General features: G+C 63.8%; 17 protein-coding genes. 4 read left to right on the top strand and 13 right to left on the bottom strand.

Annotation, left to right across the window (positions count from 1 at the left end; all coding sequences use genetic code 11):
* Positions 1-490: 490 nt before the first annotated feature.
* From QF092_RS05795 to QF092_RS05775, 5 genes are all read right to left on the bottom strand, one after another.
* On the bottom strand, positions 491-1660 hold the full coding sequence (locus tag QF092_RS05795; RefSeq protein ID WP_281468496.1) for an efflux RND transporter periplasmic adaptor subunit: 1170 nt from the start codon (positions 1658-1660) through the stop codon (positions 491-493).
* On the bottom strand, positions 1657-4017 hold the full coding sequence (locus tag QF092_RS05790; RefSeq protein ID WP_281468495.1) for an ABC transporter permease: 2361 nt from the start codon (positions 4015-4017) through the stop codon (positions 1657-1659). The genes QF092_RS05795 and QF092_RS05790 overlap by 4 nt, the downstream gene beginning before the upstream one ends.
* Positions 4011-4724, bottom strand: a complete 714-nt coding sequence (locus tag QF092_RS05785) for an ABC transporter ATP-binding protein (protein WP_281468493.1) — start codon at positions 4722-4724, stop codon at positions 4011-4013. Before QF092_RS05785 ends, QF092_RS05790 begins: the two co-directional genes overlap by 7 nt.
* A gap of 139 nt (positions 4725-4863) precedes the next feature.
* Positions 4864-5169 carry a hypothetical protein gene (locus tag QF092_RS05780; protein WP_281468491.1) on the bottom strand — a complete coding sequence of 102 codons (306 nt, stop codon included), beginning with the start codon at positions 5167-5169 and terminating at the stop codon, positions 4864-4866.
* Positions 5170-5366: 197 nt separating this feature from the next.
* Entirely contained in the window at positions 5367-5822 is a 456-nt protein-coding gene (locus QF092_RS05775; RefSeq protein WP_281468490.1) for an Lrp/AsnC family transcriptional regulator, read from the bottom strand.
* A 138-nt stretch (positions 5823-5960) separates the two neighbouring features.
* Here QF092_RS05775 and hppD point away from each other — a divergent pair, with 138 nt between their 5' ends.
* Positions 5961-7058, top strand: a complete 1098-nt coding sequence (gene hppD, locus QF092_RS05770; RefSeq protein ID WP_281468488.1) for a 4-hydroxyphenylpyruvate dioxygenase — start codon at positions 5961-5963, stop codon at positions 7056-7058.
* A gap of 148 nt (positions 7059-7206) precedes the next feature.
* On the opposite strand, the gene QF092_RS05765 is transcribed toward hppD, so the two are convergent.
* The 3 genes from QF092_RS05765 to QF092_RS05755 are packed head-to-tail and all read right to left on the bottom strand — an operon-like array spanning position 7207 to position 10111.
* Positions 7207-7521 carry a 2Fe-2S iron-sulfur cluster-binding protein gene (locus tag QF092_RS05765; protein WP_281468486.1) on the bottom strand — a complete coding sequence of 105 codons (315 nt, stop codon included), beginning with the start codon at positions 7519-7521 and terminating at the stop codon, positions 7207-7209.
* Between the two features lie 10 nt (positions 7522-7531).
* Positions 7532-8824, bottom strand: a complete 1293-nt coding sequence (locus QF092_RS05760) for a type I glutamate--ammonia ligase (protein WP_281468483.1) — start codon at positions 8822-8824, stop codon at positions 7532-7534.
* Between the two features lie 30 nt (positions 8825-8854).
* Positions 8855-10111, bottom strand: a complete 1257-nt coding sequence (locus QF092_RS05755) for a cytochrome P450 (RefSeq protein WP_281468481.1) — start codon at positions 10109-10111, stop codon at positions 8855-8857.
* A 70-nt stretch (positions 10112-10181) separates the two neighbouring features.
* Here QF092_RS05755 and QF092_RS05750 point away from each other — a divergent pair, with 70 nt between their 5' ends.
* Entirely contained in the window at positions 10182-10901 is a 720-nt protein-coding gene (locus QF092_RS05750; RefSeq protein WP_281468479.1) for a type 1 glutamine amidotransferase, read from the top strand.
* Here the strand turns inward: QF092_RS05750 and QF092_RS05745 are convergent.
* The 5 genes from QF092_RS05745 to QF092_RS05725 are packed head-to-tail and all read right to left on the bottom strand — an operon-like array spanning position 10898 to position 15762.
* Positions 10898-11566, bottom strand: a complete 669-nt coding sequence (locus QF092_RS05745) for a GntR family transcriptional regulator (RefSeq protein ID WP_281468477.1) — start codon at positions 11564-11566, stop codon at positions 10898-10900. The two genes, QF092_RS05750 and QF092_RS05745, sit on opposite strands and share 4 nt — an antisense overlap.
* Before the next feature lie 52 nt (positions 11567-11618).
* Positions 11619-12485 (bottom strand): MBL fold metallo-hydrolase, encoded by an 867-nt coding sequence (locus QF092_RS05740; RefSeq protein WP_281468476.1) that lies wholly within the window; start codon positions 12483-12485, stop codon positions 11619-11621.
* Positions 12486-12496: 11 nt separating this feature from the next.
* Positions 12497-13603 (bottom strand): class II histone deacetylase, encoded by a 1107-nt coding sequence (locus QF092_RS05735; RefSeq protein WP_281468474.1) that lies wholly within the window; start codon positions 13601-13603, stop codon positions 12497-12499.
* Between the two features lies 1 nt (position 13604).
* Positions 13605-14957: an aminotransferase class III-fold pyridoxal phosphate-dependent enzyme gene (locus QF092_RS05730; protein ID WP_281468472.1), complete on the bottom strand. Its 1353-nt coding sequence runs from the start codon at positions 14955-14957 to the stop codon at positions 13605-13607.
* Positions 14958-14976: 19 nt separating this feature from the next.
* A complete protein-coding gene (locus tag QF092_RS05725; protein WP_281468470.1) occupies positions 14977-15762 on the bottom strand; it encodes an IclR family transcriptional regulator in 786 nt (261 codons plus the stop codon).
* Positions 15763-15904: 142 nt separating this feature from the next.
* On the opposite strand from QF092_RS05725, the gene QF092_RS05720 reads away from it, so the two are divergent.
* Together QF092_RS05720 and QF092_RS05715 are read left to right on the top strand one after the other, a co-directional pair.
* A complete protein-coding gene (locus tag QF092_RS05720) occupies positions 15905-16852 on the top strand; it encodes a tripartite tricarboxylate transporter substrate binding protein (protein ID WP_281468469.1) in 948 nt (315 codons plus the stop codon).
* Between the two features lie 57 nt (positions 16853-16909).
* On the top strand, positions 16910-17461 hold the full coding sequence (locus tag QF092_RS05715; protein ID WP_281468467.1) for a tripartite tricarboxylate transporter TctB family protein: 552 nt from the start codon (positions 16910-16912) through the stop codon (positions 17459-17461).

Below are 17461 nucleotides of genomic sequence, written 5' to 3'. Positions count from 1 at the left end.
CCAGTTTCCATACAGCCTCGGCCGAACTTGTCATTTTACAAACGCGAAAGAGAGACCGCGCGGTGTCCTGATGGAACGTCGGCTATGGGGGCCGAAGCAGAGGTTTGCGAGTGCGGCGACTGCGTCTCCGAGGAAGGCCCATCGCCCTGCAAGAACGGCCCTTCTGACATTTTCCGCGGCCTGTTGATCCTGTCGACGCGCTATCGAATGAGATCCCATTCCATGAGGTCCCACCACGTCCTTGACCACGCGATAGGAGGATCACCAAGGAGGACAGAGATATCGACGCGCGTCTCAGGGCGGAACGTTTCGAAATCTTCTCTTTGGTCGAGAAGTTTGTCCATCAACCTTGTTCTGACGGGTAGCCGAACAGTGCCAAAACGGGAAACGTGACCCAATCGCGGCGGTTCAGGATTGTCGCGAGGGCCGTGGTCGGCTTGGACATGGCCCTTCCTATCCCGGTCACTGGCGGGCTTGTGCCCGCGCGGGACTAGGGAGCCACAGCCGTCCCGTCCGCCACGTTGTCCGAAGGATAGAGGATGACCAGCGTGCCTTCCGACAATCCGTCCATCACCTCTGCATGTTCATCGTTGCGAAGGCCTATTGTCACGCGGGTGAGCGCGGCCTTGCCGTTCGCCACCTCATAGACCGCCCAGTCCCCACCGACCCGGAACAGTGCCCCGACCGGGACACGCAGCGCGTCCTCAACAGTCCGCACTGTGATGCGTGCCGTGGCGCGGAAACCATGTCCGAGCGTCGGGGGCGGTGCCTCGGCGAGGGCCAGACGGACCTCGACGCGCTGTTCCTCGATCCCGAGCGCAGAGATGCGGGTCGTGGCGCTGGGGTCCACCCGGATCACCCGCGCGGCGAGGTCTGGCCCGCCCCAGCCCGTAATCGCCGCCTCGTATCCAGCGGCAATGTCCACGGCATCCTGCGACAGGACATGCACTATGATCTCCATGTCGCCCAGATCGCCGATCTCCATGATTGGGATCGAGGCCGGGACCACCTGCTCGTCCTCGGTCAGCACGCGCAGGACGCTGCCCGACACGGGGGCCACGACATCCGTGCAGCAGTCGCGGCCGCCGGAAGTGGCACCGTTCACGGCCGCATCGGCGCTAAGTCTCTCTTTCTCGCGTACCGCAAGGCTGGCGCGGGCGCTTACGACGCTGGCCTCCGCAGTCCGTTCCGCAAGGATCGTCTCGTCCAGCAGGCGTTGCGACAGGGCGGCGCGGTCAAAGAGCGTTAAGGCGCGATCAGCCTCGATCCGGGCAAAGGCAAGCGTCGTTTCGGCCTGCATGAGCTGGCTTTGGGCCAGTTCGACAGCCGCCGCCGCAGCGGCCGCACCCGCCTCGGCCATGGCACGGGTCCGCGCGTCCATGAGGGCAGGGGGCACGGGGCCGATTTCCGCGACGACTTGCCCCGCGACGACGGCATCGCCGGGATGGAGGGTGATGCGATGCAGAAGCCCGAGGATGGGCGCTGAAATGACGATTACCTCTCGGATCCGGGCCTCCCCTTCCGCCTCGACGTCAACGGCCAGATCGCCCCGACTGACCTTTGCCGTCTCCACCGGGACGGGAGCGGGACGGAACACCCAGACGAGCAGCAGGGCGCAGACGGCGAGGGTGGCAGCGGCGAGGATGCGGCGCATGGTCATTCCCTTGTCTTCAGGACAGCGATAAGGTCGAGGCGGTCTATCCGGCCCTTGATCACAAGGGCCGAAAGGATGGCGGCGGCAATGACGATCAGGCTGGCCGTGGCATAGACCTCGCGCCCCATAACGAAAGGAACGCGGTAGAGGTCAGAAGAGAAGGCCGCCACCATCGCCAACCCTATCCCGTGGCCGATCAGCCAGCCGAACGGTTGGGCAAGCAGTACGACGACGGCAAGTTCGAAGAGGATGACAGATGCCGCCTCGGTGCGGGTGAAGCCCATGACGCGCAAGCTGGCCAACTCGCGCCCCTGTTCCGACAGGGCGATGCGCGAGAAGTTGTAGACCACGCCAAGCGCGATGATAGCTGCAAGGGTGACGTAGACGGTGATCATCAAGGTGATGTTCTCGGCCAGCGTGTCGCGGAAGCGCGACACCGTCAGGTCGGTGACGTTTAGGAACCCCGTCGCGGGTGCGGCGCTGGCGGCGGCAAGGAACGCCTTTTGCGCCGCCTCGTCCAGTTGGATGTTGGCGCCCGTGACGAGCAGGCCCTCTCCGGTCACGCGTCCGAGGGCAGCGATTTCCATCGCCGCGCCGAGGCCGACATATCCTACGGAAATGCCGCTGACCGGTATGGCAACGCTCGCACGGCGCCCCGCAAGGAAATCCACCTGCACCAGATCGCCGGGACGCAGCGCGAGGGCGGCTGCCAGCGCTTCGCTGATGATGAGGCCATGTTCCGGCACTGGCATCGGTTTCAGGTCGGGGGAGAGGCTACGTGACAGCCTTGCATCGGCGGGGCGGCCTTCGATGGCAAGGCGCTTGGACCTGTTTCCGTTGGTCAGGCGGGCGGGGACGAGACGGAAGGGCTCTGCCACGAGGACGCCGGGCATGTGCCGTATGTCGGCAAGCGCGTGCATGGGTTCGGGGGCGGCGAAGACGATCTTCACATCCTGCCGTTCAGCAAGGTTGAAGGTCACCCGGATCATGTGGTCGATGGACCCGAAGGACCAGAGCGATGCCACGAGGATCGCCACCGCCATGGTCATCCCGAGGATGCTGGACGCCGTGCGGAAGGGCCAGTGGAGCAGGTGGCGCGCCACCATCCGCCCGGTCTGGTGGAGGGGCGCCAGCGCCAGTACCCCCCAGGCGGCGTGGCGGAAATCGGCGGGTGCGGGCGGGGCCATCGCTACGGCTGGCGTCAGCGATAGCACCCCGCGCAACGATTGCAGCGCTCCTGCCATCGCGGCCGTCAGGGTGACGATGGCGGCCAGACCGTAGATCCGCAGGTCCGTCCCGAAATGGAGGAACGGGAATGAGAAGAAGCGCGCGTAAAGCTGCGCCAGACCCGCGCCCAACCAAGCCCCGGCTGCGAAGCCCAGCACGATGCCGCAGCAGGCGATTAGCACCACAAATTCCAGATAATGCTGCGCGATCTGCGACGACCTGTAACCTATCGCTTTCAAAAGGCCGATCTGCTCTCGCTCCAGCGCGATGAGGCGCGAGAGGGTCATGTGCATGAGCATCGCCGCCACGAGCAGGAAGATGGGCGGCAGGACCTGCACCATCGCCCCCAGTTGCTCCAGTTCGGCATTGAGGAAGGCGTGCGATGTCTGTTCCGCCCGCCCGGTGGCCCCACCGCCGCCATAGGCAGCGGTCAGGCGATCCAGTTCCTCGATGACGCGTGTTTCCGGGGCGCCTGGAACCAACCGGAGGACAAGGTTGGAGAACGCGCCCCCAAGATCAAAGGCCTGTTCCAATGTGTCACGGGGCAACCATATGACGCCGAAGCGGCGTGGGTCGGGCATCATCTCGCCGGGACCGATCGCGTAGATGAATTCCGGCGACAGGGCGATCCCGGTGATCGATAGGACACGGCGCTTGCCGTTCATCACGACGGCGAGGTGCGACCCCTGTCGCAGCCCATGTGCCGTGGCAAAATCCTGAGACACCACAGCCTCGTCCGCCGTGCCCGGTTCGGGCAGCCGTCCCATGCGCAGGTGCAGCCGGTTCAGCCCGTCTGCCTGCGGCACCGTCACCAGCAGGACCGTGGCCGGTTCTGCCATCCCCTCAATGTCCGGTCGTCCCGGCTTGACGATGCGCGGCTCTGCCTGAAGCACGCCGTCGATGGCGCGGATGTCGTTGACCAGTGACAGCGGCGCGCGGACCACATCGGTCGTAAGGTCGGCGAAACGGTATTCGCCGTAATAGCGGTCGCGCGTGTCGGTCAGCGCCCGCTGCGCCCCGCTGCCGAGGATCAGCGTCGCGACCCCAGCCGCAAGCACCAAAGCGATGGCCAGCGCCTGCGCCCACAACCGCCGCAGATCGCGCAGGGCCTTGCGGCGGAGGGGAGGGATCACCATGACACTTGATCCGGGCGTTTGCGCTCGGTGTTTGTCACCTCGTCGACGATCCGGCCATCGGCAAATCGCAAGGTGCGGTCCGCGATCTGCTGAATGGCAGCGTTGTGAGTGATGATCAGAGTCGTGGCCCCCGTGCTGCGGTTGGCCTGTTCCAGCGCCTCGAGGACGAGGATGCCCGTCGCGCTATCCAGCGCGCCTGTCGGTTCGTCGCAGAACAGAAGTTCAGGACGCTTGGCGATGGCACGGGCGATGGCGACCCGCTGCTGCTCGCCGCCGGAAAGCTGCGCCGGGAAATGGCCGCTTCGGGCGGAAAGCCCGACGATTTCCAACGCCTCTTCGGGACGAATGGGATTGGCTGCGATCTCTGTCACCAGTGCGACATTCTCAAGCGCGGTCAGGCTGGGAACGAGGTTATAGAACTGGAAGACGAAACCCACATGGTCGCGCCGATAGCGTGTCAGGGCGTGATCGCCGAGCACCGCGATATTCTGCCCCTGGAAGATGACTTCGCCGGAACTGGGCCGGTCGATGCCGCCGAGGATGTTGAGGAAGGTGGATTTCCCCGATCCCGACTGTCCGAGTATCACCAGAAGCTCTCCGCGACGCGCGGTGAAGTCTACCCCGCGGAGGGCATGAATCAGTGTTGGACCGTTTTGATAGGTCTTGGTGAGACCGCGCGCTTCGATGACCGCATCACGTTGGTTCACGGAAAGCCCCGCTTTCAGCCGATGATGCTATCATAAATGTCAGTCTCGGATATCACGTTGATACAGGTCAACGTCGGTAATCAGTACCTTTCCGGCGCGATCGAGTGTCCGCACTCCGCCCGTTTCTTCAATCTGGTTATCAAATGTCGGCACCCAACGCGCATGGATTACGGCGAAGGCGTGCCCCTGCAGCCAAATCAAGGAAACTCTCATAAGGCCCCGCAACAGCGGGGCTTTTGGCATTCTGGGCCAGCCCCACGAGGGCTGTGAGCGTGCCGTCCAAGGCAACAACCGCTTGGCCGTCCTCCTGGCCCACTGGGACACGCACGATCAAACAGCGCTCGACCTCCCGGGCGGGTTGGGAAATCGGCGGATCAACCAGAGTGATCGCATGTTCAGTCACGCGGCGCTGATCCTGTTCCGAAAGGACCGGGGTGAGCCGCATCGGTGTCGGGGCAGGCGGTCAAGTTCTGCTTCGATGGCTTCCAAGCGGCCCCAAAGTTCCATTAGCTTTTCTTTAAGACCCGGTGAGCGCGAGCCTTCGGCGATCGGGGGGACTGTACCAATTTCGGTTCGGTCTTTTGTTTTTTCAGTGTTGGCTTGGGTCGTTTGCGCTGCGGTTCACCCGAAGCCAACGGGCGGTCAAACGGGTAGGCCGCTGTCGGCCTTGGGTTGATCCATGACGATCTGGCTTTGCACGCGAGAGACGGCGGGGTGGGGCAGGAGGCGGTGGTGGATGAGGGCGTTCAGGGCAGGAAGATCGGTGACCCAGACGCGGAGGAGGTAGTCGGCCTCACCGGTCAGGGTCCAGCAGCCCACCACTTCGGGCAGAGTCGTGACGAGGCGGACGAAGCTTGCGGCATTGTCGGCATTATGGGCGGCCATCTGCACCTGCACGAAGGCCTGCACGCTGAGCCCGAGTTTGGCCGGGTCAAGCCGGGCCGTGTAGCCTTTGATGAGGCCTTCGGATTCAAGTCGGGCGCGGCGGCGGGCGGCTTGGCTGGCGGAAAGGTGGAGAAGATCGCCAAGGTCCTGCGCAGTGGCATCCGCCCGGCGTTGCAATTCTGCGATCAGGCGGCGGTCGGTTGAATCAAGCATGCGCATTTTTCGCGTGAATAATAGAATTTACGCAGGATGCCTGCGTATCTGCACAAGAACAAGCGAAAGAATGCGCGCAACTCTGTTGCGATCCGTGGGAAACCTATGGGGAAGGCACAGCATTTCGAGGAGGATGTGATGGGACCCTTTCCACATGAGGCGCCGCGGGCCGTGATCAGTGTGCAGAACCCGGCGGGGACGGATGGGTTCGAATTCGTGGAATTCGCCCATCCCCGGCCTGAGGAGGCGCGCGCGCTGTTTCAACGGATGGGCTTCACGCTGGTGGCGCGGCATCGGACGAAAGCGGTGGAGCTGTGGCAGCAAGGGGATATCACTTATCTCCTGACGGATGAGGTGGGCAGCCATGCCCGGCGCTTTGTCGAGGAACATGGGCCTTGCGCGCCGGCGATGGCGTGGCGGGTTGTGAATGCGCGCCATGCCTTTGACCATGCAGTGAAAAACGGAGCCGAGCCTTACATGGGGTCCGACCGGACGCTGGATTGGCCTGCCATTGTGGGGATTGGCGGGTCGCTGATCTATTTCACCGATGCCTATGGTCCGGGGGTCAACCCCTATGCGGCGGCGTTCGATTTTATTGCGCCGCCCAAGCCCACGGGAGTTGGGTTCCATTATCTGGATCACCTGACCCATAATGTCTTTAAGGGCAACATGGACCGCTGGTTCGACTTCTACAGCCGCCTGTTCCATTTTCGCCAGATCCGGTTTTTCGACATCGAGGGGAAATATACCGGGCTTTACAGCCGTGCGCTGACCTCTCCCTGCGGGCGGATCCGTATCCCGATCAATGAGGATCGGGGGGAGACGGGGCAGATCGTCGAGTATCTGAAGCGCTATCGGGGCGAGGGCATCCAGCATATCGCGGTGGGCTGTGATGACATCTATGCCGCGACCGATGCGATTGCAGAGCGCGGGCTGGTCTTCATGCCGAAGCCCCCGATGGCCTATTATGACCTCTCGAAGACGCGGGTCGCTGGCCATGAAGAGCCGCTGGAGCGTATGGCGCGGCATGGCATCCTGATCGATGGCGAGGGCGTGGTGGATGGCGGCGAGACGCGCATCCTGTTGCAGATCTTTTCGAAGACCGTGATCGGGCCGATCTTTTTCGAATTCATCCAGCGGAAAGGCGATGACGGGTTCGGCGAGGGCAATTTCCGCGCGCTGTTCGAAAGCATCGAACAGGATCAGATCGCGCGGGGGGTGTTGAAGGCGTCGTGATCCGGGCACCCGTCTTTGGGGGGCGGGCCCGGTGGCCGCCGACGGGACCGGGGGGTTTGCACCCCCGGACCCCCGCAGAGTATTTTTCGCCAAGATGAAGGGGCGGGAAGAGGTGCCCGTTTTGACTGGCGATGCGGCTGCCGTTCGATCAGGGGGCGGGGACCGAGACGACGATCCCGTCGAGATCGGCCGACATCCTGATCTGGCAGGAGAGGCGCGAGCTGGGTTGGCGTTCGGCTTCGGTGATGTCGAGCATGTCTTCCTCGAAAGCGCCGGGGGGACCCGCGCGGTCGGCCCAATCAGGGGCGACCACGACATGACAGGTCGCGCAGGACAGCGACCCGCCGCATTCGCCCACCACGCCGGGGATGCCGCGCGCCACGGCGGCCTGCATGAGGTTCGTGCCTTCGGCCACGTCGAGTGTGATCGCCTGACCGTTGGGCAGTTTCCATGTTGCCTGCATCGGCGCCCCCTTAGATATACCAGATATAATAGTCGCGCAGTGCCGCGCCTTCGAGACCGGCCGTCTTGTCCACCTCGATCCGTTTCATGAAGATGTGGTGGTCGGTGATCGCGCGGCCCAAGGCATCGCCAAGGGCGGTGTCGGCCTCGAGATCATCCATCGCCTCGGACAGAGAGCCTGCGGTGCCGTGGCCTGCATCGATACGGTCGAAGCAATCGCCCGCTTCGGCATCGGGCAAGGGATAGGCCTGGTCGACCCCCAGACGCGCGGCTTGGAGGAGGGCGGCCAGCGCGGTGTAGGGGTTGCAGGAGGCATCGGCCATGCGGTGTTCGAGCCGGGTCTTGGCCCCGCCTTCTTCCGACACGCGGACGGTGACGCCGCGATGGTCGCCGCCCCAGTTGCACCAATAGCCCGACATGGAGGCGGGTTGCAGGCGCAGGTAGGAGCCGACTGTGGGAGCAAGGAGGCCCGCCAGCCCTTTGTGATGCCGCATCCAGCCCGCGACGCAGCCGCGCGCGAGATCGTTCATATGGGCGGGGCCGCCTTTGGGGCCGGTCATCAGGGCGTTCGCGCCTGCGGCATCGGCAAAGGAGAGGTTGAAATGCAGGCCCGATCCGCCCTTGTCGAGGATGGGTTTCGGCAGGAAGGTCAGGAGGATGCCGTGTTCAAGGGCGACTTCGCGCGCCATTTGGCGGAAGAGGACCATTTCATCCACGGCCTTCACGGCCTCGTCATAGGCGAGCGTGAATTCATATTGCGGCGTGTCATATTCGGCGGTGATGAGTTCAAGGCGGAAGCCTGCCTCTTCGGCGCGGTTCCAGATTGCATCGGTGAAACCGGCAGGATCGGCGAAGGGGCCGGTGCCGTAGACATAGCCGCCAGGGGCATGGAGGGGGGAGAGGCTGCCATCCTCGGCAATCTCAAAAGCGAAGGCTTCGAGTTCGATCCCCACTTTGGGGGTCAACCCGTGGCGCTGCCAATCGGCCACCGCGCGTTTCAGCGCGCCGCGTGGGCAGAGGGGGATGGGGGAGCCGTCGCTGTCGTAAAGATCGCCGGTGACGACCTTGGTATTCGGTTCCCAGCCGTCGCGGATTTCGGCCCCGTCCCAGCGGAATTCCATATCGGGGATACCTTCGCGGCATTTGGTATGGGGCGCGTCAAGGATCAGGTCCTTGTCCCAATGCACGGAAAATGTGGGGCGGGCGAGGCGTGTGCCATCGGATTTCATCTTGGAGGCGGGCAGGTATTTGCCGCGCATCAGGCTGAGATGGTCGCAGAACATGGCCCTGAGACGGTCTGCCATGGTGTCACTCCCTTTTCTTTGTTCTTTTGATTATTGCAGTGTCACATGAACGGGCAGCGATTTCAGCCCGGCCACGAAGTTGGAGCGGAGGAATTTCTGTTCCCCTGCCGGTTCGATGGATTTGATGCGTTTGGCGAGTTCCTGAAACAGCACCCGCACCTCAAGCCGCGCGAGCCACATGCCGAGGCAGAGATGGGGGCCACCTTGGCCGAAGGCGAGGTGGCGGTTCGGGTTGCGGGCAAGGTCGACGCGGAAGGGGGTGTCGAAGGCCTCTTCGTCGCGGTTGGCAGAGGCAAACCAGTAAAGCACCTTGTCGCCTGCCTTGATCTGTTTGCCGTGCAATTCGAAGTCGCGTGTCGCGGTGCGTCGGAAATAGGAGGTGGGTGAGGCCCAGCGGATGATCTCATCCGCCATGGTATCATCGACCGCGCCGGATTGGATCAGCGGCAGAAGTTCGGGTTGATGGGCAAGGGCCTGAATGCCTGCGGCGATGGAATAGCGGGTGGTGTCATTGCCCGCGGCAACGATCAGGCAGAAGAAATTCCGAAACTCGTTTTCTGGCAGGACTGATCCGTCCGGCCCCGGTTGCAGGATCAGATGCAGGACGCCGGAGGTATCGCCCGCCGCAGCCTTATTGGCCATCAGGTCCTTGGCGTAGACGAAAAGCTCGGCCCCGGCGGGCGAGTTGAAGGGCATCATGCGGAATTCGTCTGTCGTGAGTTTGTCCAGCACGTGATCGGTGAAATCGGGGTCGGTGTTGGCGATGAGGGCATCGCCCTTTTCGACAAGCCATGGCAGGTCTGCATCCGGCAGGCCCACGATGCGGCCCAGCATGCGCATGGGCAATTCGCGGGCGATATCCTTTGTGGCGTCGAAGGTGCCTTTGGCCAGCGCCTGATCGAGGATGTCGGTGCAAAGGTCGCGGATCGCGTCTTCGAAGCCTGCCACCACGGGTTTGGAAAAGGCCTTGGCCACTTTGACCCGCGTCATCATGTGTTCGGGCGGGTCGGTTTCCTGAAAGGTGCGGCGGGCGAGGTATTCCTCGTAGCTCTGATCCTCCATCCTGATTCCGCGGGCAGAGGACAGGAGGTCGGGCTTGCCGTTCAGCGCGTGAATATCGGCGTGGCGGGTGATGGACCAGAAAGGTTCGCCCTGATCCCATTCCGTCCAATGGGCAGGATCGTCGCGGCGCAGGCGGGCGAAGGTGTTATGGGGTGGGCCGCTCAGGAAGGTGTCATGGCTGGTCAGATCGGCATGGCCGTCATCGTTGGGCGTCCAGACCGTCATTTATGCCTCCTTGCCGAATAGGGTTTTTTGCATAATGATGGGGCTTATAAATATGTAAAGGAAAATCTTGATGCATATCGCCCTGCTGGTGACGAATACCGACGAGTCCGATTTCGCGGCACGTCACCCGCGGGATGCCGAGAAGTTCCGCCGATTGATCGCCGGCGTCCGGCCCGCGTGGCAGGTGACGGCCTTTGATCTGCCGAAGGGCGAATTTCCTGAGGATTTGGAAGGGTTTGACGGGGTTTTGATCGGGGGAAGCCCAGCCTCGGTTCGGGATGATCTGCCTTGGGTGCATCGGTTGATGGGGGTGATCCGTGCGGCCTATGGGCAGGGCGTGCCGATGGTGGGGGCCTGTTTCGGGCATCAGGCCATCGCGCAGGCCTTGGGCGGGACGGTGGGACATAATCCCGGCCCCTTTGTTCTGGGCGCGGCAGAGACGGAGATTTTCGCCCCCGCGCCGTGGATGGAGGGGGCGGGGCGCATCCGTCTGGCCGCCGCGCATGGCGAGCAGGTGGTGGACTTGCCAGAAGGGGCCGAGGTGATCGGGCGATCGGAGGGCTGCGCGGTGGCCGCCTATCGGATGGGCGACAGGGTTTTCGCCACGCAGCACCACCCCGAGATGACGCCGGATTTCGCGGCGGCCTTGGTGGAGGAATTCGCGCCGCATTTCCCGGCGGATGTGGGGGTGGCGGGGCGCGTGGCCTTGCAGCGGGGGATTGAAGGCCCGCGCTTTGCGGAATGGATCGCGCGGTTCTTTGAGCAGGCTACTGCGGGGCGGACGACCTAGGAAAGAGCGGCGATCAGGTCCATTGCGGTGACCTGATCGAATTGCACATGGGTCTGCATCGCGGCTTCGGCCCCGGCGGAATCGCGGTCGGTGATGCGTTCGGCGATGGCGCGGTGTTCCTTGGCCGATTGCGTGATCGATCCGGCAAAGCGATAGCGCGCGCGGTAATAGGCCAGCAGTTTGCGCGCATTTGTCTTGAGGCTTTCCAGAAGGACGCCATTGCCCGAGGCAATGGCCACGCATTCGTGGAAGCGCAGGTTGTGCTGGTAATAGCCGTCGGGGTCGCTGTCGGGGCTGGTCTTGGCATGAGCTTCGCAGGCGCGCACCGCTGCCTCAAGATCGGCGGCGCCTTGGCGCGACAGGCGGCGGGCGGCGAGGCCTGCGGCCTGACCTTCCAGCTTGGCATGCACTTCGAGGATGGCGAGGAATTCTTCCAGCGTTGGGCGAAAGATGGTGGAGCCTTTGCGCGGCAGGCGGCGGACCAGACCGAGCGCTTCGAGATAAAGGATCGCTTCGCGGACGGGGGTGCGCGAGACGCCATAGGTTTCGGCAAGCTCTGCCTCGTCCAGAAGATCGCCGGGGTTCAATTGGCCAAGATCGATACGCGCCAGAACGTGCTGGACAAGGGTCGGGATCTGCGGGCCGGGGAAAGGGGTGTTGGTCATGGTCCTGTCGCGTGGCGGGGTGCGGTGACCCTGCCACGGGCGGGCGGACTTGTCATCCCTGTGGCGGCAAGTCGATGCGCAGCCCGTCGCGCCCGACATGGAGCGGCCCCTGCCAATGGGGTGCGCAGGCGCGGTGCCAGTCATCCGGGCCGAAAGCAGGATCGTCGGAGGGGATAAGGTGATGGAGCGCGAGTGCCGCGACGCCTGCCTCGGCCGCGATGCGGGCGGCATCGCTGGCCAGCGTATGGGCGCGTAGCCAGTGCGTCATAAGGCGGTCGTCGCCATTGCCGATGCGCGCCTGAAGGGCCTGAAGCCCCTCGGCGAGCATGACTTCGTGGATCAGGAGGTCGGCCCCTTTGGCGAAAGGGACGAGGGCGGGGTTATGGGCGGTGTCGCCCGAGAAGACCACATGACGGCCCGCGCCCTTGAAGGAGAGCGACCAGCTTTCGGTCAGGGGTGGGTGGATGGAGGCTTGGGCCGTGACTGTGATCGCGCCTTCGGTGATGGGCTGCCCTGCACGGATGATGTGGCAGGAGATCAGGTCGCGCAGATCGGGGCGGCCTTCGTCTTCGATCCGCGTGTCGATGTCTTCCTGCATCGACAGGAAGAAGCCCTTGAAATAGGTGGCAAGGCCCGATGGCCCCCAGATGCGGACGGGGGTTTTCAGGCCAGCGGTCCATGCGGTGTGAAGGAGCGGGCCGAGTTCGAGGTAATGGTCGGAATGCAGATGGGTGATGAAGATCGTGGCGATGTCCTTCAGCGCCATTCCCTGATCACAGAGCCCCCGGGTGACGCCAAGGCCCGCATCGACCACGATGCGTTGCCCGCCCAGCGAAAGAAGTGAGGAAGTCGGCATCGGTGACCCGGTCCGGATTGCGGGGCCGCCTTTGGTGCCGAGAAGGGCCACGAAATCGGTCATGCTGTTCTCTTTCAAAGTCCGAAGCCTTGGGCCATTTCGGCAAGCCGCCGCGATTCCAGCGCGTCGAATTCGGGTGGGGGTTGTTGGGCGGTCAGGAAGTCAAGGAGGGGGTCGACCACGTCGGTGCTGCGACCGGACAGGGTTTCCATGATGGCATGGCCGCAGAACGGGACCATCACCTCGGAATAGCCGCCTTCATGGACAAGGACGAGGCGGCCTTTGCACAGCATATCTGCGGCCTGCATCAGGCGCGCGGTCATCGCGCGATAGGTGCCGGAATGGGCGAGCATGCGCGCGAGTGGATCAAGCCCGTTGGCATCAAGGCCAGAGGCCACCACGATAAGATCGGGGCGGAACCGTTCCAGCGCGGGCAGGACGATGCGGTCAAGCGCGGCGAGATAACTGTTGTGGCCGCCGCCGGGCAGGAGGGGGATGTTGATATTCGCCCCTTCCCCCGCGCCTGCGCCGCGTTCTGCGGTGCTGCCCAGATGCACGGGATAGCAGGCATTCTGATGGATCGAGATTGTTAGGACATCGGGGCGGTCCCAGAAGATGGCCTGCGTGCCATTGCCGTGATGGACGTCCCAATCCACCACCGCGACTTTTCCAAGATGGTGGCGGGCCTTCATCTCTTCGATCGCGATGGGGATATTGGCCAGAAGGCAGAAGCCCATGGAATGATCGGGCATGCAGTGATGGCCCGGCGGGCGCGACAGGGAGTAGGCGTTCTGCCATGTGCCGGTCAGCACGCGGTCCATCGCATGGATGGCAAGGCCTGCGGAGAGTTTGGCAATTTCAAAGCCGCCATGGCCAAAGGGGGATTCCTCGCCCAAGATGCCGCCATCTGCATCGGAAAGGCGTTTGAATTCGGCCAGGTAGTTTTCGGGGTGGATGCGGCGCAGGGCTTCATCGCTGGCGAGGGCGGCGGTTTCGACGGCAAGGTGGCGGGCAAGGCCCGACACATCGAGCAGGTTCTTGAAACGGCGCTTGGTTTCGGGGTTTTCCGCTGCACCGCCACCTGCAGGGGGCTGAATCCAGCCGCCGGGGCGCAGGAACAGCGCGGCCTCGCCCGTGGAATGCCAGAGCGTGCGTTCGCCGAAGCAGAATCCCGTGACCATGTCAGAGCGCCAGGAAGCCGGCGTCGAGGGCCGACAGGATCACGTCGACATCCGCCGCCGTCAGGATCAGGGGGGGCGAGAGGATGATGTTGGGCCCCGAGATGCGGATCATCGCGCCGGAACGATAGGCCACCTCTTGCACGCGGGCGGGGATGGCCTTGTCGGGGGCGGATTTGGTGGCGCGATCTGCCACCAATTCGATGGCCGTCATCAGGCCATGCCCACCACGCACATCGCCGATGATGTCATGCTTGGCCATCAGGGCCTTGGCCCCTTCGTAGAGCTGCGTGCCACGGGCGGCGGCGTTTTCCACCACGTTCAGGCGTTTCGTTTCGGCAAGGCAGGCAAGTGCTGCTGCTGCGCCGACGGGATGGCCGGAATAGGTATAGCCGTGGCCGATGGCGGCCTTGCCTGTCGCATCGGATTCGAAGACCTGCGCCACGCTTTCGGCGATCATCACCGCGCCGAAGGGGAAATAGCCATTGGTGATGGCCTTGGCGGTGCAGGCGAAATCGGGTTTCACGCCCCAGAGGCGGCTGCCTGTCCAGGCCCCGGTGCGGCCAAAGGCGGTGATGACCTCGTCAGCAATCAGAAGGATGCCGTGCTTGCGGCAGATCGACTCTACCCCCGGCATGAAGGAGGGATGCGGCGGGATCACCCCGCCCGCGCCGAGGATCGGTTCCATGATGAAGGCAGCGATGGTGGCGGCACCTTGGAAGGCGATCTCATCTTCCAGCGCGGCAAGGCAGAGTTGCGCCAGGCGCGCGGGATCGGTTTCGTTGAAGGGGTTGCGATAGGTGTAGGGGGCGGGGATGTGGTGGCAGCCGGGAAGCAGCGGTTCATAAGCGGTGCGGAAATTCGCATTGCCATTGACCGAGGCCCCGCCGAAATGCGTGCCGTGATAGCCCTTTTTCAGGGAGAGGTATTTCACCCGCCCCGCCTCGCCCCGGATCTTGTGATATTGGCGGGCAAGGCGAAGGGCGGTTTCCACGGAATCCGACCCGCCCGAGGTGAAGAAGGCACGGGTCAGGCCATCGGGTTCGAAGAAGGTGCGCAATTCCTCGGCCAGTTCGATGACGCAGTCGTTCGAGGTGCCACGGAAGATGGAATAATAGGGCAGGCGGTCGAGTTGGCCCGTGATCGCCTCTTTCACTGGCTGGCAGGAATAGCCCAGATTGACGTTCCAAAGGCCGCCGACGGCATCCACCACCTCATGCCCGTCAAGATCGGTGATCCGCACGCCTTGCGCGCCAGTCACGATGGTGGGGGCGTTCTTCAGGCTGTCGGAAGGGGCCGTCATCGGATGCCACAGGCTGCGGGCATTGTTCGCCTTGAGGAAGTTCTCGTCCTTCATGGCTGTCTCCTTCGGGGGATCATGTGAGGCGCTGCCAGAGCGCGGTGACGGCGGGGGGGACATGCCCGCCCCAGAGATCGATGATTTCCGTGGCGGCAAGCGCAAGGTGGCGGCGGATCAGGGTCTGCCGTTCGGGCGTCATGCGGCTGACGGGGACGGCGACGCCAAGCGCGCCCACCGCCGCCTCGCCATGCAGGAACAGCGGGACGGCCACGCTTTGCGCATCGGATTCGAAGGTGCCCGCCGTTTCGGCGCAGCCCTTGGCGCGCACGTCATCCAGACGGGCGCGCAGGCGGGCGGGATCGGTTTCCGTGACATCCGTCAGGCGACGAAGCGGATGCGACAGGAGGGCCACCTGTTCGGCTTCGGGCAGAAAGGCCAGAACCGCCTGCCCGGATGAGGTGGCATGCCATGGCAGGATGTCGGCATCCTCCATCATCACCTTGGTGGCATGGGTGGGGGCATAGGCGAAGGCGAGGGTGACGAGCTTGTCGCCTTCGCGCAGCGACAGATGCGCGGTTTCCCCCGTTGCGCGGGCGAGGGTTTGCAGGACGGGCATCGCTGCATCGCGGGTGGGAACGGCGGTTTCGCGAAGGGCGGCAAGGCGCAGGACGGCGGGGCCAAGGCGGTATTCGCGGGCGGCGCCGACCTGTTCCACCAGCCCGCGCGATTCCATTTCCGTGAGCAGGCGGTGGCAAGTGGCCTTGTTCAACCCCGACAGCCGGGCCATTTCAGAAAGCCCCACCTGCGCCCTTTGGCGGGTGAAAAGATCAAGCAGATCAAGAGCTTTTCCTACGGTTCCCATTGGCTTTCCGGCGTCCTGCGGCGGTGGCGGGAAAGGCTGCATCCCCGCCATTGCATTTTTGTTGACAGATCGGCGCTTGGCCTGTCAATCTATTTTTCAAACCAACGGTTCAAATAATGAACCACCAACAGCGGAGAGAGAAATGAAGAAAGTCGCCCTTCTGGGCAGCGCGGCTGCGCTTGCCCTTGCTGCGTTCAGTGGTGCCGCGTTGGCGGAGTATCCCGAAAAGCCCGTGACCTTCATCGTGCCGTGGCCCCCCGGCGATCTGGAGGATGTGCTGACGCGGATGATCGCCGAGGAATTGCAAAGCCAGACGGGGGTGCCTGCGGCGGTGGTGAACAAGCCGGGCGGCGGTGGCGTCGTGGGCGGGCTTGAGGTCGCAACGGCGGCCCCGGATGGCTATACGGTTGGGTCGCTGACCGTGGGTATCCCGACGGTCAAGACGATGGGGCCGGATGCGCAATTCGCGGCGGATGCGTTGGAGCCTGTGGGCATCTTCCTGACCTATCCCTTCCTGATCGCGGCCAAGGGGGATGCACCCTATTCCAACATGGCGGAACTGGCGGAATATTCGAAAGCGAACCCCGTGCGTCTGGGCCATTTCGGCTATGGGATCGAGCCTACAATGATGACGGTCTATGGCCTTCAGGAACTGGGCGGGGCCTTCAGCGCCGAGGCGGCCTTTGACGCGGTAGATTGTTCCACGCTGGCCAATGGCGATGCGGATGTGATCAACACGACGGCGCAGCTGGTGCTCTCTTGCCTTGGCGAGATCAAGGTTCTTGCCACGATCACCGGCGACCGGACAGCGATCACGCCGGATGTGGCGACGCTGGGCGAACAGGTGCCTGCGCTGGAAGGATCTTCGCTGTGGAACGGGCTGTTCGTCCCGAAGGGCACGCCGCAAGAGGTGAAGGACAAGATCGCCGCCGTGGCGCAGACCGTTGTAGCAAGCGAGGCCGCGCAAGAGATCGCCAAGACGACCGGGGCGCTGGTCTATTGGCAGGATCAGGCGGCATCGACCGCGCAGGTGGCCAAGGACATGGTCGAACTGGGGGCGCTGCGCGAAAAGCTGGGCGTGGCGGAATAAGGTCTGGCGGGGCGCGGCCAGAGGGTCGCGCCCCTTTCCACAAGGCGGGGACTTGGCATGACGGACCCGGACGAACCACAGGCAAACCGATTGGAGAGCATGGCGCTGGCCCTGATCTTTGCGGCGGTGTCGGTTTTGCTTTTGGCGCTGATCGGGGTGGCCACGCGCACGGGGCAGGCCTCGGGCGGGTGGTGGACGCGACCGGCCTTTGCGCCGGGTGTGGCGCTGGTGGTGCTGACCGGGGCGAACCTGATCACCCTTTGGCGCGACATTGCCGATCTGCGGGCCAATCCAGCCACGGCTGCAGAATGGGAAGAGGCGCGGGCCAAGATGCTGGCTTGGCTGCGGCCTTTGGAGTTTCTGGCCCATTACGCAGCCTATATCTGGGCGATCCAGCATCTGGGCTATTTCCCGTCGACGCTGATTTTCGTGCTGGGCCTTTTGTGGCGGGTCGGTTTGACCGCGCCGCGCTGGATGCTGGCGGGGTTTGGCCTTTCGGTTTTCATGATCGGGGTGTTCCGGGCGGGGCTGGGCGTGTGGATGCCTGCGCCGGATGTCTATGACCTGTTTCCCGATGCGATCCGCCTTGCGCTGTTGCGCTGGTTCTGA

It is taken from the genome of Fuscovulum ytuae (genome assembly GCF_029953595.1).
Lineage (GTDB): Bacteria > Pseudomonadota > Alphaproteobacteria > Rhodobacterales > Rhodobacteraceae > Paragemmobacter > Paragemmobacter ytuae.
This window is presented reverse-complemented; position numbering and strand designations above follow the sequence as displayed.

Coding starts and splice junctions, on each gene's coding strand:
- QF092_RS05795 (WP_281468496.1), bottom strand. CDS start 1,660: ATGACCATGCGCCGCATCCTCGCCGCTGCCACCCTCGCCGTCTGCGCC.
- QF092_RS05790 (WP_281468495.1), bottom strand. CDS start 4,017: ATGGTGATCCCTCCCCTCCGCCGCAAGGCCCTGCGCGATCTGCGGCGG.
- QF092_RS05780 (WP_281468491.1), bottom strand. CDS start 5,169: ATGCGGCTCACCCCGGTCCTTTCGGAACAGGATCAGCGCCGCGTGACT.
- QF092_RS05775 (WP_281468490.1), bottom strand. CDS start 5,822: ATGCTTGATTCAACCGACCGCCGCCTGATCGCAGAATTGCAACGCCGG.
- hppD (WP_281468488.1), top strand. CDS start 5,961: ATGGGACCCTTTCCACATGAGGCGCCGCGGGCCGTGATCAGTGTGCAG.
- QF092_RS05765 (WP_281468486.1), bottom strand. CDS start 7,521: ATGCAGGCAACATGGAAACTGCCCAACGGTCAGGCGATCACACTCGAC.
- QF092_RS05760 (WP_281468483.1), bottom strand. CDS start 8,824: ATGGCAGACCGTCTCAGGGCCATGTTCTGCGACCATCTCAGCCTGATG.
- QF092_RS05755 (WP_281468481.1), bottom strand. CDS start 10,111: ATGACGGTCTGGACGCCCAACGATGACGGCCATGCCGATCTGACCAGC.
- QF092_RS05750 (WP_281468479.1), top strand. CDS start 10,182: ATGCATATCGCCCTGCTGGTGACGAATACCGACGAGTCCGATTTCGCG.
- QF092_RS05745 (WP_281468477.1), bottom strand. CDS start 11,566: ATGACCAACACCCCTTTCCCCGGCCCGCAGATCCCGACCCTTGTCCAG.
- QF092_RS05740 (WP_281468476.1), bottom strand. CDS start 12,485: ATGACCGATTTCGTGGCCCTTCTCGGCACCAAAGGCGGCCCCGCAATC.
- QF092_RS05735 (WP_281468474.1), bottom strand. CDS start 13,603: ATGGTCACGGGATTCTGCTTCGGCGAACGCACGCTCTGGCATTCCACG.
- QF092_RS05730 (WP_281468472.1), bottom strand. CDS start 14,957: ATGAAGGACGAGAACTTCCTCAAGGCGAACAATGCCCGCAGCCTGTGG.
- QF092_RS05725 (WP_281468470.1), bottom strand. CDS start 15,762: ATGGGAACCGTAGGAAAAGCTCTTGATCTGCTTGATCTTTTCACCCGC.
- QF092_RS05720 (WP_281468469.1), top strand. CDS start 15,905: ATGAAGAAAGTCGCCCTTCTGGGCAGCGCGGCTGCGCTTGCCCTTGCT.
- QF092_RS05715 (WP_281468467.1), top strand. CDS start 16,910: ATGACGGACCCGGACGAACCACAGGCAAACCGATTGGAGAGCATGGCG.